This window comes from Secundilactobacillus silagincola (assembly GCF_002583405.1).
Classification (GTDB): Bacteria; Bacillota; Bacilli; order Lactobacillales; family Lactobacillaceae; genus Secundilactobacillus; species Secundilactobacillus silagincola.
Map to the genome: position 1 here is coordinate 1 of NZ_BCMJ01000002.1, position 15,561 is coordinate 15,561.

Consider the following 15,561-nt stretch of genomic DNA (forward strand, 5'->3'; position numbering starts at 1 on the left):
AGAAGCTACAGCAAGCTAACCCGAATTACACGCTTGAAAGTGCCAACGTGACCGGTGGTCAGTTCCACATTACAGCGGCACCAGTAACGATCATCGCGCCAACTTTGACGAAGAGCTATGACGGCCAGAGTTATACTGGTAGCGATAATGAAGCAAAAATTGTCGGTCTGCCAGCCAATCCGCAAGCAACTAAATTGAATTACAGTCTGACTGATCTGAGTCAGGATACGAATGTGCAAGCTAATGGCTATGGCATCGAAATACAGCTTGGTGAGAATCCAAACTATGATGTTAAAACTGTTTCTGGACATTTAACGATCAACTCTAAGCAATTGGCTGCCAACGCAATTGTGATTAGCCAAGCATCTAAAGTTTACGATAATAACGCCAACACTGTGCCAGTATTTACGTTAAGCGCACCAGATACTGCAACTTATCCCAACTTCGTAATGCCTACAAATTTGACGGCAACTGATTTTGATACTTCAAAGGCTGCTAGTCAAAAGGTTGGTCATTATCCGGTTACTTTGACCGCTGATGGCGTTCAGAAACTGCAAGATGTTAACCCGAACTATGTTGTTTCAGCCAATAGTATTAGTAGTGGTTTACTCAATATCACAACAAAGACGATTACCATTATTGGTCCGCAATTAACTAAGACCTATGATGGCAAAGCCTACGCAGGTCAGTATCAGGTTTCAGTTGATGGTTTACCGGTAAATGGCGTTAAACCTAGCTTTGACTTAACGGATATTAGCGGTGACATCAATGCTGGTACTTACACACTGACTGCTTCTGGTGAAGACATTGGAAATTATGCCGTCACTTATAAGGCTGGTTCGCTGATAATCAACAAGGCTGACTTAACAGCCACAATCAACGATCAGACAAAAGTTTATGATAATAATGCTGCCAATGATCCAGAAAATTACACGGTACAATTATCAACTGGCGACCAGTTAACGTTACCTAGTTCAGACTTTAATCTCGCTGCTAATAATGGTGGTAGTTTTAGTCAAAACGTTGGTAATTACACTGTTAGTTTGAACAGTGATGGCATCAATGCGGTTAACCAGCAAATGCAAAACTACATCTTAGCAGCTTCAAACGTACCAACAGGTCATTTCAACATCACTCCTGAACAGGTCGCTACTGGAGCCATTTCAATTGACTCAGCCAGCAAAGTTTACGATGGCGATGCCAATACGGATCCTAAGACTTATGGATTGACTGTTTCAAATCAATATCCAGAAGTCGTTATTCCCGACAATTTGACAGCTGCGGACTTTGATACTACTGGTATCGATAGTCAAAATGTTGGTAACTATAACGTAAAATTAACTCAATCTGGTATTGATAAGCTTAATCAAGCCAACACCAATTACCGAATCGATGCTGATAGTATCAGTAGCGGTCAACTTCACATTACCAAACGGCCTGTAACCATTACCGCAGATGATGTGCAAAAGGTTTATGATGGCAGTTCTTATGATGAACCAGGTACAGCTAAAGTTGCCAGTAACATACAATCCGGTACGCCGTTAATTTATACTGTAAATGTGCCTAAGAATGTCAATACAGTTACTAGTGCACCAATTACGATTACTGCCGATACGACTGTTAACTCGAACTACGCGCTGACAACGGTTGATGGGAAATTAACTATTTCACCTAAGGTATTAGCAGATAACGCAATCACCATCAGTCATGCTACTAAGACTTATGATGATGATGCCAATAACGTTCCAACATTTACTTTAAGTGCACCAGATGCAACGGACGATCCAAACTTCGTGATGCCAACGAACCTTACTACCGCTGATTTTAATACGACTTTAGCGGCTAGTCAGAACGTTGGCGACTATGATGTCAGCTTGACAGATAGCGGTATCCAGAAGCTCAAGGACGTTAATCCGAACTACGTCATTTCCACGAAGAGTGTTGGCAATGGTTCGTTGAACATTACACGAAAGACCATTTCAATCAGCGCACCAACACTATCAAAGATTTACGATGGTTATGCTTATTCTGGTAATGATTTGTCGGGAACAGTGACTGATCAGATTGGCAATCAACAACCCGTTTATCGTCTGACTGATTTAAGTCAAGATGTGAATGCTGATGGTTACGAGATTGATGTCATCGTTGATCCTACTGCTGCAGTAAATCAAAACTATGACATTCAAACTGCTACGGGTAAATTAACTATCAATAAGGCTCCCGTTACCATTACAGCGCCACAAGGTTTAACCAAAGTCTATGACGGTAGTGGTTATGTTTTGAATGACGACAGTGCTACAGTGACAGGCAAGCCTGATAACGGTGCGACTGTTAACTATCATTTGTCATCACTTGAGACAGCTGTTAATGCAGGTACGTACTCAGTGAATGTTACTGATACGACTGACAATCCAAACTACGACATTACAGTGGTTCCAAGTACGTTTAGCGTAACTAAGAATACTGAGGCGTCTGTTCAAATCGGATCGGCAAGCAAGACTTACGATAACGATGAGAATACGAATCCTAAACAATATGTAGTGACGTTACCAGCTGGTGTCAACGCACCTTCAAACTGGTCGGCTGATGATTTTGAAGTTTCTGGTAACAGTCAAAACGTTGGTTCGTATGCTGTTACATTAAGTGATAGTGGGATTCAAAAATTAAATGCTGCTAACACTAACTACAGCTTTGCGATTGACAACGTGAAGGCTGGACGGTTGACGATTACATCGGCACCAATCACCGTGACAGCACCTACCATGAGTAAGACCTATGATGGTTCAACTTATGCAGGTGAGTATCAAGCTGCAGTGGCTGGTACACCAGTAAAAGCAACTGCGCCAAGCTTTGTTTTGACTGATATTAGCCAAGATATCAATGCTGGTACGTACGGTATCCAAGCAACCGCTAAGGATAATACTGCCAATTACGCCATTACCTATGTTGGTGGTACATTGACGATTACACCGCAAGCATTGGGTCAGGCAACTGGTAATTCAGTCGATTCACCAGCCAATACCAACGCTCCGGCTGATAACTCCCAGAGTGACAAGTTTGTAGTCGTTAAGGGTGCTACTAAGGTCTATGATGGCGATGCCAGCACGGATCCCATTACGTACCAGGTGTTTGCACCAAGTGATTATGCCGACTTTAATGTGCCGACGTTCACTGCTGATGACTTTACAACGGTCAATGATGGTCAAAATGTTGGTAATCACGCAGTTTCCTTGAATGCTGCTGGTCTTGCAAAATTGCAGGCAGCCAACAAGAACTACACCTTTAACGCACAGTCGATTCAAAATGGGTTATTAGTGATCACACCAGCACCAATTTCGATTGCTGCACCCAACCTGACTAAACAATATGATGGTTATCCTTATGCGGGGGCATTGACGCCAGTGATCACCGGCGTACCTGCACAGGGTGTTGCTCCGGTTTATACGCTGCCATCATTGAATGATGATGTTGATGCAGGAAATTATCCAATTTTGGTTGATATTTCGGCTAATGATAATCCAAACTACACGATTTCAACGACTCCAGGACAGTTAACCATCAACCCGATGACGCCACAATTCCGCTTCATGATTGACGCAACATATCAACTGTATACTGGCGCGTCAGCGGATGATCAGCACGTTTATAAAGTCACAATAACGGGCGCTGATTTGGTTCAACCACAGTGGACCCCAGAGGACTTTGTGGTTTCAGGCACTCCCGATGCGGTTGGAGCCTATCCAGTGACATTGAGCAGTACCGGCTGGAAGAAGCTACAGCAAGCTAATCCAAATGATGTCATCAATGTAGATCCAGCAAAGGTAACACCAGGTGAGCTAGTCATTGAGCCAATCGATGTGGAAAAAGCTGATTTAGGTCAAATTCAAGTCGGCAGCCAGACGAAGGTTTACGATGGCGAAACGGATGATCCAACTAACTACACGGTGACGTTACCAGATAAGCTGATAGCGCCAGTTTGGACAGCCAGTGATTTTGAACGTCAAGATGCCAGTGAAACTGCCGGTAACTACGCTGTAACGTTGAGTGATTCTGGTTTGACGGCGCTTCAAGCTGCTAATCCAAACTATGTCATTAGCGCGGAAGATATTACTCCTGGTCAATTGACGATTACTAAGGCACCGGTCACGATTACTGCACCTAGTGGTATTTCAAAGACTGACGATGGTCAGCCATATTCAGGTTCGGCTACTGGTAAAGTAACCGGACAACCAGCAAATGGCACGTCGGTTGTTTATCAGCTGGATTATGGCAATAACGGCAGCGTTGGTACGCATTTGATCAACGTTATCGCGAGTCCCAAGCTGAATCCTAATTATGACATTACAGCTGTTTCGAACAGCTATCAGATTTTGCCGCAACCGGTCGTTGTGACGCCATCTGTTCCAGTTGAGACGAAACAGCCACAATCAGTTGTAGTGACACCGTTTGTACCAGCTAAGATGAGGCAACCACAAACTGTGGTTGAGAAATCAACATTGCCAGTGAAGCAGTTAATCGTCAACTATTTAGTTGATAAAAATGACCCAAGTACGCATCAGGCGGCTGAAATCGTTCCACCTGCTCACGAACTTGATGAGGCAAAGCACATTGTTGAATCTGCTCCTGAACAGGGAGAGTTAGTTGTATCAAACCAGACTGGTTCGAATTCTAACCGACGTACCAATAAACACAATAAGCGCACCGTTAGTCCGGCATCCGAACAGACTACGCAGAACGACACGCAGCAAGTCAATTACGCAGGTAATTCGCCTTACAGAATGTCGGCGATTACTGCTGGTAAACAGAGTGCTCAGTCCTTGACACAACTGTCGTCTAGCCAATCGCCAAAGACTGGTACGGACAAGGCGGCTGTGGCGAACCAATTACCGCAAACTAATGAAACACAGTCATCATGGTTTGCTATATTGGGTGCGATGTTGATGAGTTTATTGGGATTATTAGGCTTTAAGAAACGCAGATCAGATCGATAATTCATTGAGAAGACTGTAAAATTAAAAAGCACGTTTGCCGATTTTTCTGGCAAATGTGCTTTTTGAATTGACCAATTATTTTAACGGTTAACATTTGTTTACGATTAGCGAAGTGAAGTGCGAAATAGTCGTTATCTTCAGTTAATGGTGCTATAAATAAGAACGAGATGGGGTGATTAAATGATGCCAAGTTTAGGCTTAAAAGCAAGTACATCGCTGGAACAAATCGATGAGCGGTTACAATATCAACCGTCAGTGTTTGAATTTTACACGGATGCTCACGACATGACTAAGAACGGACTGGCACATTTGGAAGAAATGGTCAAGTACGTTCAGTCGGCAGGTGTGCGCCAGATTGTGATCCATCACCCGATGGCGTATGATCACCATCATAATGAAGTTGCTGTTTCGGCACTTAAAGATCCGGCTGGCTATCAGTTTATGATGAGTAGCGCGGATGCCTTGATCGAATTGGCTATTAAATTAAACGTTCAGGTGCTTATTCACGGCGGTTACTCAGACAAAGAAGCAGTAGTTAATTCCTTCGGTGATTTTAAAACCGCGCGAAAAGTGATTTTTGCCCGATTGGATTATTTCCAGAAGATGGGTGGCGACCACGTGATGTTTGAAAATTCAATTTCGCCAGCTTTTGATTATGGTGATGAGGAGATTGAAGAAACTGTCATGGCGCACCATTACCGGTTGTGCTACGATATTAGTCACGGTTTTATTGTGCTGCACGGCGATAACGATAAATTAGTTAACAGTATTGCTCGGTTGGCGCCGCAAACGGTTCACTATCATCTGGTGGACTCTATGGGACAACATCACGACAGTCTACAATTGGGCAAAGGTAAGATTGACTGGCAGCGGGTCATGAAAGTGGTTAATCCTAAAGCGACTAATATTTACGAAATTGACTTAGCTGATCAAAACGATAGTCGAGAGATGCGCGCTAGCCATGAGTACTTGACTAACCTGCTGTCAACTCAGCAGATTCACTAGGAGGAAACTATGACACGATGCGATTGGGCAGAGAATGCCGATGACCTCATGACGCATTACCACGACTACGAATGGGGCGTACCCACTAAAGATGAGCGCGAAACCTTTGAGCTGATGACGTTGGAAATGATGCAGGCGGGGTTGAGCTGGCAAACCGTTTTAAGCAAGCGGGAGAACTTTCGAGCGGCGTTCGCTAATTTTGACGTGGACAGGGTTGCCCAATTTAACGATGATGATATGGTTAGACTCGTCAACGATGCTGGAATTATTCGTAATAAGTTGAAGATCAAGGATACTATTCATAACGCAAGACAGTTGGTTGAATGGCATCACGCAGGTAGGACCATGAACGCTTATTTATGGTCGTTTGTTGGTGATCAGCCAGTTATAAACCGATATCCAACAATGGCGGACGTGCCAGCACAAACGCCATTGTCACAGCAAGTCAGTAAAGCGCTGAAACAAGCTGGGTTCAAGTTTGTGGGGCCGACGATCGTTCAATCTTGGCTGGAAGCACTGGGCATTTTAGATGATCATTTGGCTAAGTGTACGGTGAATCATTTAGGTGAATAGCGAAAAGCGGCATTAGGGCTACATTGGGCGGTATTTCATCCGATTTCTTAACTGAAATACACTTAAGAGTTTACTTTTTATTCAATACTTCAATGTAGCCAAAAATGGCTCAAACAAGCAAAGAGTTGCAAATAAGGGCTCAAAACAGAAATCCCCAAAGTTCAGAGGATTTCCGTTTTGAGCCCTTATTCTCCACTCTTTAAACGCTTGTTTTCGCACTCTTCAGTGGAATCGTCACATTAAAAACCGACCCACAAGGTTCATTATCCTTAACGTTAATCTTACCGTGATGCCGGGTGACAATCCACTTAGCGATTGCTAAGCCAAGACCGTTACCCCCGGTTTTAGAATTACGGGATTTATCAGTGCGGTAAAAACGTTCAAAAATCTTCGTTTTCTCCGAATCCGCGATACCGGGGCCAGTATCTGCAACTTGTAGGTGCAGGGCTTCATGCTGAAGCGGATCGTGAATCCGTTTGGCGTTCACGGTGACAGTGCCATTGGTTGGGGTGTATTTAATAGCATTGTCTAGCAGGATGGTGAGTACCTGACGGATGAGATCAGGATCAAACGAACCGTGACCAGAGACTTTAATATTGGCTTTAAGCTCTTTTTGCTGACTGGTGGCAATGTCACTGTATAGCTTGACGGATTTTTCCAACCATGGCTGGAGATCGACATCGGTTTGGTTAAGTTGAATCACGTTAGAATCTGATCTTGCCAGCATTAGTAGCTGGTTGGTTAATGTCTGCATGTGTCGCACTTCATCCAGAGCAGTTGAAACTTCCTCAGCTTCATCCATGATTCGTGATTTAGGCTTAGTCAGCAAATATTCCAGCTGATTTTGAATCACTGTTAGTGGCGTCCGCAGTTCGTGGGCAGCGTTACCAGAGAAGTCACGCTGTTTGCGCCAGGCGAGAATGATGGGTTTCATACTTGAACGAGATAGGAAGTAGGCAATCGCAATTGCTAATATCCAGAAAATAATCAGGGTAGTTACCAAGGCAGTTCTGAAGTTGGTTAATGCTTGCAGATCAGCGTCAATGTTTTTCATGATTAACACGTAGCGCCCTGCGTAAACGGGATTAGGATTTGATTTGGGCACCTTGATCAATAACGTTTTAAAGTGGCCGGTGATGCCATCGGCCGTTAGCGACAAGTTACTAATGCGATTTAAATGCCGTTTAATTAACTGCGTGTTTTTCAGCAGATCATAGTCACGTTCACCCAGCATAGGATCATTGATAACCCTGCCGTTCTTATTGAAAACCACTAGGTTAGCACGAAAAGAGCCATCTTTAGGTGGCACTTGATTCTTGGCTTTCTGAGCTTTTTGCGCTTCGCTACCCATTAGATGGTTGACTCTAGGAACAGGGGAATTTTGCATGATTTGATTTTTTTGCCATTGCAGGCCATGGTTCATTTCGTGATAAATTGATTGATAGAAGAGAAAATAAACGACTAGGCCTAAAGCAGCAAAAAGGAGGGCGAAGGTGACCAGTTCTTTAATGAAGAGCTGCCATTGCTGGTGCTTCTCGGCAGTTTTACCTTTCATTTTAAGCCTCCGTTTCCAGCATGTAACCTACGTTCCTCAGTGTCCGGATCGGTTGACTATTAGTCACATTTTTAATTTTTTTGCGCAGGTTACTCATGTAGACTTCCACGACTGACAGCGCGGTTTCTGAGTCAAAGCCCCAAAGCCGGTCGAAGATTTGCTCCTTCGTAATAATGGTATCGGGATTCTGCAGAAAGTAGATTAGTAAATCATATTCTTTACCATTCAGTGACAGGTTCTCACCCTTTAGAGAAACTGTGCGACTATTTAGATTGGCGTTGAAGTCCGCCACGGTGAGCTGGTTATCAGTACCCATACTACCGGTTCGCCGTAACAGGGCTCTCACTCGCATGATGAGTTCCTCACGGTGGAAAGGTTTTGTGAGATAGTCGTCGGCGCCTAGTTGGAAACCACGAACTTTGTCATCTAGGGTATCCTTTGCGGTTAAGATGAGGACTGGCATTTCGAGCTGGCATTCATGACGCCAATACTTCAAGATGTCGTAACCACTGACTTGGGGCAGCATGAGGTCCAACACTGCAAGGTCGTAGATACCGTCTTGTCCCAGCATTTGCCCCTCAAGGCCATCATTGCTCACCGTAATTTCAGCGATATCTGATAAAAAACGTTCTAAATTTTTGGCTAATGCGTCATCGTCTTCAACGATTAAGATTTTCAAACTTTTAGTCATAGTGACCCTCCCTGTCCGCTTAAACTATAATAGTTCATACTATGTATTCTAAAGGGCCTAGGTCAATCGTTTTGGCTAAATTGTAATGATATTGTGAGAAAGGCATCTCGTTGCCACGTTAAATACAGGCTGAAAAGGGGATTTCGTACGAAACGTTTAAAATTTAGTGTCATTCAGTGAGATTAATTGACCTTTTCATCCAGAATCAGTAATCTATGTTTAACTAATAAAGTAAGGAGTGGCTGCTGTGCGCTATCAAGGTTGGTTAACATGGGTCACACTGGGACTTGCCGTGGCGTTCGTGCCAATGGCAGTGGATTCCAAACCGGCACCCATTAATTTTGGCAGTCAGATGACAAGACTGATTGAACGGGTTGACCCCAATTTTAAAACAACGACTCAGCAGACACAAAAGCAGGAAGTGTCGGCGGGAGATACGCCAATTGAATCGATTGTTCAGAATCGTAAGTTATCTCGGACTTACTACTATCATTTTGACGCTAACGTTTCTGCCAGTGCTAAAACGGTTTTCGAGAATGCAGTTGCCGTTTATAATCAAACGGGTATCGTGAAACTCGTACCAGGTGACGGTACCGATCGGCAAAACTCAGTGACTTTTTTCGAGTACTCTAAGCAAATGCCAGATAGTGGCAACACGACTATGATTGAATCGGGACATGGTGGTCCGCAGATTATTCAGCAGACCGGTTGGAATGCCTATACCGCCAACCACGCCCGTGCTGGTCTGAACGCTTATTATCCAGCGGCTTCGCTGAGAAAATCGGTGGCAATTCACGAACTAGGACACGCGTTAGGGCTAGATCATAGTCGTTATCGTAATTCAGTGATGTATCCAGTGGATCAAGGCAATACTAGTCTTTCAACCGGTGATATTAGTGCGCTAAAGACGATTTACGGTACGGAGGGTAATTAGTCATGCGTTACACAACAAAGCAACAACAAGCAAGATGGCTTGTCATTTATCATATTTTTGTTGCTATTTTGGCGGTTATATCTAGTATCTTAGCCGTTTCGATGATGTTGAATGTTAAGGTCGGCTTGGCTGGGCGTGTCGTATATCAAGGATTGTTGGCCTTCTTCGTTGTTGATTACGTGGTCAGGTTAATTTTTACCAAAAACCGCAAGTGGTTCTTGATCAATAACGCCTTTGATTTGTTAGGTATTCTGCCCATGCATCCTGCGTTTTCACTTTTTCGGCTAGCAAGAATCTTTCGGATGATTCGCACCCACCACGTCTTTTGGCGATTAGGTATTTCCGGTAAATGGACTCGCGAGTTTCATAGGTTTACATATGATACCGGGTTTATTTACCTCTTTACGATTAGTGTGGTAATTATTTGCCTGAGTGCGCTGCTTTTTTCCATCGTCGAACACCAGACACTTTCGGAGTCACTATGGTGGGCGATTACCACAGCGACGACTGTTGGCTATGGAGATGATTCGCCGCATACGGCCTGGGGAAAATTAATTGCCACAGTCTTAATGCTTGGCGGGGTTGGGTTTATTGGTTTGCTGACCAGTACGATTACCGATTTCTTCACGGATCGAACGGGGCAGGCTGATGCGCAACAGCAGCAAAACGAAGAATTGACGAAACAAATCCAGCAGCTGACTCGAGAAGTATCACGGTTGTCTAAGAAAGTTGATCAGTTAAAAAAATAAGTTTGCGTAAAAAAAGACTCAGAGCACCTCTCGCGTGAGAATGAAGTGCCTGAGTCTTTTATATGTAATCTGGTAGTGAATTAGTACCAGTGATGCGCTTGCCAGAATTTCTTGGCTTTTGTCCATGAACCGTAACGGCTGCTAGCATACTGGTTAGCAACTTTTTCTTGGTTGACTGGGCTATAGTTACCATGAAGGTAAGATTTCAGTAATTGATAACGACCATAACAGTTTCCGTTGCGAGCAGAGTAGTTATAACGAGATTCGCGATAGGCAATCCAGTTCTTGGCCTTTTTTTGAGTTTTAGATAAGTTAGCGTTGATTTTAGCAATTTGCTTTGCTTGGCTAGCAGTAACCTTAGTTGAGGCTTGTGCTGTCGTGGTTTGTGGTTGTGCAGTGATACTTGATGTAACGTCGGTGCCCATTCCAAAGGCGAATCCGAAAATCAAGAAGAATGCTGCTAATTTTATTTTTATATTCGCTTTTGACATATATTTAAAAATCCCCTTATTTGTTGATTACTAATGAACAGCATACACGGGGAATGTTTCATTTATGTTAACTAACAATTACCAGTAGATTAAGTTATATGACAAGATTTGACCATTGGCTGCTTTTGAAGCCGGCGTTTGCCCTTCTTTTATCATAAAAAAGGTTCCAGACTGATCAATGATAACAGTCTGGAACCTCTTATATTAGAATTTAAAATTAATTATTTGGGCTGGCCAGTTTCTGGATCAAACCCCTTTTCTGCAGCACGTTCACGAAGACTTGTTTCAATATCTTCAAGTGAACGGTTACGAGTTTCAATGGCCTTCTTGTGTACGAACCAGATGGCGAATACACAGAAGAGGGCGTAAATCAGGAACAGACGAGCGATACCTTGACCTTCTGGGTTTGCAACACCCTTGGGTTCGAAGGCAACCAGCAAAACAGTAAAGGTTTCGGAAACACAGAAGTTAGCGAACCAGTTTACCGCGGCACCGAATGAGTTACCTAACCCACGGATGTTCAATGGGAAGGCTTCACCAATCATTAACCACATTACAGGGCCCCAAGTTGCTGAGAAGAAGGCGATGTAAAGAGTTAAGGCAATAACACAGATCCATGAACCTAAGTTACCATCGCCGGCATGTAAGGCTAACATGGCGATTGACATTGCGAACAGTGAAGCCGCCATACCAATGGCCCCACCGGTCAGCATCTTTTTACGGTCGATCTTATCCATGATACTTACGGCAACGGCAGTCACGATCACGTTAAAGATACCGATAACAATATGTGATTGAAGGGCAAAGTGGGTACTGAACCCGGCTGAAATGAAGATGGTTGGTGCATAGTAGAGAACAGTGTTACAACCCATGACTTGTTGTAAAATAGCTAACCCAACGGCCATAACTAGAACTGGACGAGCAACTGGTCCGAAGAGTTCTTTCCACCCACCAGAAGGAATAGCAGCTTGCACTTTAATAGCGCTAAGTTCTTTTTGAGCCACTTTTTCGTCTGGGTTAAATTGACGGAGAACTGAAAGGGCTTGTGTTTCATCATTTTTCCGAACAAGGAAACGTGGTGATTCTGGTAGGAAGATAGCACCAATCCAGAGAATGGCAGCAGGGATCGCGGCTAACCCTAACATCCAACGCCAACTGATGCTTTCAGAAAGGTTTAAACCACCCTGTGGTGAGAACCATTCGTTAAAGACGTAGGCGAAGAAGATACCGGTCATAACCATTAATTGGAACAGCGACCCGACAGTCCCACGTTGTTCTGCGGGAGCCAGTTCAGCTAAGTACGTTGGAATTAATGATGAAGCGGCACCAACGGCGATACCTAAACAGAATCGGAAGGAAACCAAAGCGATGTATTCTGGTGAAAAGGCTGAACCTAAGGCTGCAAAGAAGAAGATGATTGCGGCGGTGATCAGCAAGTGACGACGACCAAATCTATCGGACAACGGCCCGATAAAGGCGGCACCAAACACGGCACCGATTGAAGTAGATGCGGTTAAGAAACCGTATTGGAATGAACCATTAGCAATGTTTAACTCGTGACCAATAAATAACATGGCACCGGAAATAACACCGGTATCATACCCGAACAGCAAGCCACCTAGGGCACCAAAGAAATAAATGACCCAGACAGGCATGTGGTGAAGGGTTTTAGTACCTCCATTTGACATAGACAGATCCTCCTATCAAATCAATGATGGTTACGTTGTGTAACTAATAATTGCAGTAACCGCTTACAAAACGACAATGATAAAAATAATATAGCACCAATGTGAGTTGGTATTTGATAAGTTGGTTTACAGAAGCAACTAACCAAAAGATAGTATAACTACCTTAACTATAAAATGCAAGCCCTTTCATTATGTGATAGTCATACTTACTCGTCATGTGAAAACCAGTTATCTTTGTTAAGTAGCTAAAAACGTGATACTTTCAAGTATTAAATAACTTAATTAATTTTATCAATGTAATTTTGCACAATCAAAAAAATTTGATGCAGTAAAAAAAGCCAACCAGCAGTCAAATAACGACTACCAGGTGGCTCTTCGGTAAATTTCAAAACTATTCAGCGTTAACCGTCACTTCAATATTGCCGCGAGTTGCTTTTGCGTACGGGCAGATGGTTTCTGCAATTTCCATATACTTCTTAGTGTCAGCTTCATCTAAGCCTTCGATGTGACCGAATAATTCGACACCAATATGGAAGTCGGGTTCATCGCCTTCTTGATATAGGGAGACTTTTGCGCGAACGGTGGGTTCACCGGTAACACCAGCCTGCTGTAAGGCGATGTCTAAGGCACCGTTAAAACAGGAGGCAAACCCCGCCGCAAAAAGCTGTTCAGGGTTGGTCGTGTCTTTATCTACGCCAGGAGTACCAATTTTAAAATCCCATTTACGATCGTTTGACCATACTTCACCGGAACGGCCGCCTTTGTTCGTCATCGTTGTGGTATAGAGTTTTTTTGTCATTAAAATTACCTCATTTCGGGGAATTGAGTTGTGTACAATTTAATTATAACTGATTCATTCAAAAAGGCAATAAAAGCGCTTACTTTAATTTAACAATTGGCCCCAAATCGGCTATTTACCGCGATAATGATTAAGTAGAGGGGGTACTGGAAAATGTATGTCAGAATACGTAAGTGTTACAATTGACCTAGATGTTTTAAGACAGTTGTTCAAAATTGCGACAGAGAGGATGGGATAAAACCGATGTATTTATCAATGGAACATCTCAACAAGACATACAGTGGCGGTAAAGTTGCCGTGGAGGATTTTAACTTAGAAGTTGAAAAGGGCGAATTCGTATGCTTCATTGGGACGTCAGGATCTGGTAAAACGACAACGATGCGGATGATCAACCGGATGTTGCAGCAGACATCTGGTACGATCAAAATCGATGGTCAAGATATTAGTCAAATGGATCCGGTGAAATTACGCCGAAAGATTGGCTACGTGATTCAAAATATTGGCTTAATGCCGCACATGACCATTCGTCAAAATATTACCTTAGTACCACGTTTATTGAAGTGGCCACAAGCTAAGATGGATGAACGCGCTAAGGAAATGATTAAGCTGGTTGATTTGCCAGAGGAGTTTTTGGATCGTTATCCCTCTGAACTTTCTGGTGGTCAGCAGCAACGGATCGGCGTTGTCCGGGCGTTAGCGGCTGATCAAGATATTATTTTAATGGATGAACCTTACGGGGCTTTGGATCCGATTACCCGTGAATCACTACAAGACTTGATTAAAGATCTGCAGACTCGGCTGGGCAAGACGGTTATTTTTGTGACCCATGATATGGATGAAGCTTTAACGTTAGCCACCAAGATTGTGGTGATGGATAGCGGTAAAATTATGCAGGTGGCCTCACCAGACGAGATTTTACGTCATCCTGCAAACGAATTTGTTGAAAACCTGATTGGGAAGGACCGTCTGATTCAGGCACGTCCAAGCATTACCACTGTTGGTCAAGTCATGCTGACTAACGTGGCATCGATTACACCCGATCGCCTGCTAAAAGAAGCTTTAAAGTTAATGCATGACCGGCGAGTTGATTCGCTGCTGGTGACGGACGATGGCGGTACCCTAAAAGGTTATCTCGATATTGAAGATATTGACTATAATTTTAAAACGGCCACTAGCGTTGGTGACGTTATGCACAGCGATGTGTTCTACGTTAAATCAGATTCCCTAGTTCGAGATACGGTTGAACGGATTTTGAAACGTGGTTTTAAGAACGTGCCCGTTGTTGATAATCATAATCATTTAGTCGGCATCGTTACCCGTGCGGCGTTGGTTGATATTGTTTACGACGCGCTTTGGGGTGATGAAGATAAAAAGGACGATAGCGAGGACGCCAAGACTGATGCAGCAGCTGCAGATCAAGGTGGTGACGCCAAATGATGCACTTTTTAGCCGTCTATGGCTTGTCTTTGCTGGGTAAAACCTGGCAGCATATTTACATTTCGGGTATTTCGTTAGGTTTAGGTATCATTGTAGCGGTGCCAGTTGGGATTGCTTTGACTCGAACCAAACGTACGGCAAACATCGTGGTTTCCATTGCTAGTATGCTTCAAACCATACCTGCACTGGCACTATTAGCCTTTATGATTCCCATTTTTGGGATTGGGGCTAAACCGGCGATCGTTGCGCTGTTCATTTACTCGTTACTACCAATCTTACGGAACACCTATATTGGTATGAATGATGTGGACCCAACTTTGAAGGATGCCGCGAAGGGTATGGGAATGACCAGTTGGCAATCCATCATCAAGGTGGAAGTGCCATTAGCCGCGCCGGTGATTATGTCGGGTATTAGATTATCAGCCACTTACGTCATTGCCTGGGCAGCGCTAGCTTCCTATATTGGTGCTGGCGGACTTGGTGATTTTATCTTTAACGGCTTGAACCTGTACCGTAGTGATTTGATTCTTGGTGGTTCAATTCCGGTAATTATTTTGGCGCTGGTGGTTGACTGGCTGTTAGGCAAAGTCGAAACAGCGTTAACACCAAGAACATCAGAAGGATAGGAGGGGAAAACGTGAAAAACAT

The 15,561-nt window shown here is 43.6% G+C and carries 12 protein-coding genes; 7 read left to right on the forward strand and 5 right to left on the reverse strand.

The window, feature by feature from the left end; translation table 11 throughout:
- From CES82_RS01855 to CES82_RS01865, 3 genes are all read left to right on the forward strand, one after another.
- On the forward strand, positions 1-4,991 hold a 4,991-nt coding region (locus CES82_RS01855), incomplete at its 5' end, for an MBG domain-containing protein (RefSeq protein WP_143466279.1).
- 180 nt (positions 4,992-5,171) lie between these two features.
- The gene (locus CES82_RS01860; RefSeq protein ID WP_098823636.1) at positions 5,172-5,996 is read left to right on the forward strand and encodes a sugar phosphate isomerase/epimerase family protein; all 825 of its coding nucleotides are present in this window, start codon (positions 5,172-5,174) and stop codon (positions 5,994-5,996) included.
- 9 nt (positions 5,997-6,005) lie between these two features.
- Positions 6,006-6,569, forward strand: coding sequence for a DNA-3-methyladenine glycosylase I (locus tag CES82_RS01865; RefSeq protein WP_098823637.1), 564 nt, complete (start codon positions 6,006-6,008; stop codon positions 6,567-6,569).
- 199 nt (positions 6,570-6,768) lie between these two features.
- Here CES82_RS01865 and CES82_RS01870 read toward each other — a convergent pair whose 3' ends face one another.
- Positions 6,769-8,124 (reverse strand): sensor histidine kinase, encoded by a 1,356-nt coding sequence (locus CES82_RS01870; protein WP_098823638.1) that lies wholly within the window; start codon positions 8,122-8,124, stop codon positions 6,769-6,771.
- Position 8,125: 1 nt separating this feature from the next.
- Positions 8,126-8,815: a response regulator transcription factor gene (locus CES82_RS01875; RefSeq protein ID WP_098823639.1), complete on the reverse strand. Its 690-nt coding sequence runs from the start codon at positions 8,813-8,815 to the stop codon at positions 8,126-8,128.
- Between the two features lie 247 nt (positions 8,816-9,062).
- On the opposite strand from CES82_RS01875, the gene CES82_RS01880 reads away from it, so the two are divergent.
- The gene (locus tag CES82_RS01880) at positions 9,063-9,749 is read left to right on the forward strand and encodes a M57 family metalloprotease (protein ID WP_225364815.1); all 687 of its coding nucleotides are present in this window, start codon (positions 9,063-9,065) and stop codon (positions 9,747-9,749) included.
- Positions 9,750-9,751: 2 nt separating this feature from the next.
- Entirely contained in the window at positions 9,752-10,498 is a 747-nt protein-coding gene (locus CES82_RS01885; protein WP_098823640.1) for an ion channel, read from the forward strand.
- An 80-nt stretch (positions 10,499-10,578) separates the two neighbouring features.
- Here CES82_RS01885 and CES82_RS01890 read toward each other — a convergent pair whose 3' ends face one another.
- From CES82_RS01890 to CES82_RS01900, 3 genes are all read right to left on the reverse strand, one after another.
- Positions 10,579-10,923 (reverse strand): aggregation-promoting factor C-terminal-like domain-containing protein, encoded by a 345-nt coding sequence (locus CES82_RS01890; RefSeq protein WP_439959038.1) that lies wholly within the window; start codon positions 10,921-10,923, stop codon positions 10,579-10,581.
- A gap of 287 nt (positions 10,924-11,210) precedes the next feature.
- The gene (locus tag CES82_RS01895; RefSeq protein ID WP_098823642.1) at positions 11,211-12,677 is read right to left on the reverse strand and encodes a sugar porter family MFS transporter; all 1,467 of its coding nucleotides are present in this window, start codon (positions 12,675-12,677) and stop codon (positions 11,211-11,213) included.
- A gap of 391 nt (positions 12,678-13,068) precedes the next feature.
- Positions 13,069-13,476 (reverse strand): Ohr family peroxiredoxin, encoded by a 408-nt coding sequence (locus CES82_RS01900; protein WP_098823643.1) that lies wholly within the window; start codon positions 13,474-13,476, stop codon positions 13,069-13,071.
- 243 nt (positions 13,477-13,719) lie between these two features.
- On the opposite strand from CES82_RS01900, the gene CES82_RS01905 reads away from it, so the two are divergent.
- The gene (locus CES82_RS01905) at positions 13,720-14,913 is read left to right on the forward strand and encodes a betaine/proline/choline family ABC transporter ATP-binding protein (protein ID WP_098823644.1); all 1,194 of its coding nucleotides are present in this window, start codon (positions 13,720-13,722) and stop codon (positions 14,911-14,913) included.
- Positions 14,910-15,539: an ABC transporter permease gene (locus tag CES82_RS01910; protein ID WP_098823645.1), complete on the forward strand. Its 630-nt coding sequence runs from the start codon at positions 14,910-14,912 to the stop codon at positions 15,537-15,539. Before CES82_RS01905 ends, CES82_RS01910 begins: the two co-directional genes overlap by 4 nt.
- Positions 15,540-15,561 lie beyond the last annotated feature (22 nt).

Excerpts from the sequence above, each read along its gene's own strand:
- CES82_RS01860 (WP_098823636.1), top strand. The coding sequence starts at position 5,172 with ATGATGCCAAGTTTAGGCTTAAAAGCAAGTACATCGCTGGAACAAATC.
- CES82_RS01865 (WP_098823637.1), top strand. The coding sequence starts at position 6,006 with ATGACACGATGCGATTGGGCAGAGAATGCCGATGACCTCATGACGCAT.
- CES82_RS01870 (WP_098823638.1), bottom strand. The coding sequence starts at position 8,124 with ATGAAAGGTAAAACTGCCGAGAAGCACCAGCAATGGCAGCTCTTCATT.
- CES82_RS01875 (WP_098823639.1), bottom strand. The coding sequence starts at position 8,815 with ATGACTAAAAGTTTGAAAATCTTAATCGTTGAAGACGATGACGCATTA.
- CES82_RS01885 (WP_098823640.1), top strand. The coding sequence starts at position 9,752 with ATGCGTTACACAACAAAGCAACAACAAGCAAGATGGCTTGTCATTTAT.
- CES82_RS01890 (WP_439959038.1), bottom strand. The coding sequence starts at position 10,923 with ATGGGCACCGACGTTACATCAAGTATCACTGCACAACCACAAACCACG.
- CES82_RS01895 (WP_098823642.1), bottom strand. The coding sequence starts at position 12,677 with ATGTCAAATGGAGGTACTAAAACCCTTCACCACATGCCTGTCTGGGTC.
- CES82_RS01900 (WP_098823643.1), bottom strand. The coding sequence starts at position 13,476 with ATGACAAAAAAACTCTATACCACAACGATGACGAACAAAGGCGGCCGT.
- CES82_RS01905 (WP_098823644.1), top strand. The coding sequence starts at position 13,720 with ATGTATTTATCAATGGAACATCTCAACAAGACATACAGTGGCGGTAAA.
- CES82_RS01910 (WP_098823645.1), top strand. The coding sequence starts at position 14,910 with ATGATGCACTTTTTAGCCGTCTATGGCTTGTCTTTGCTGGGTAAAACC.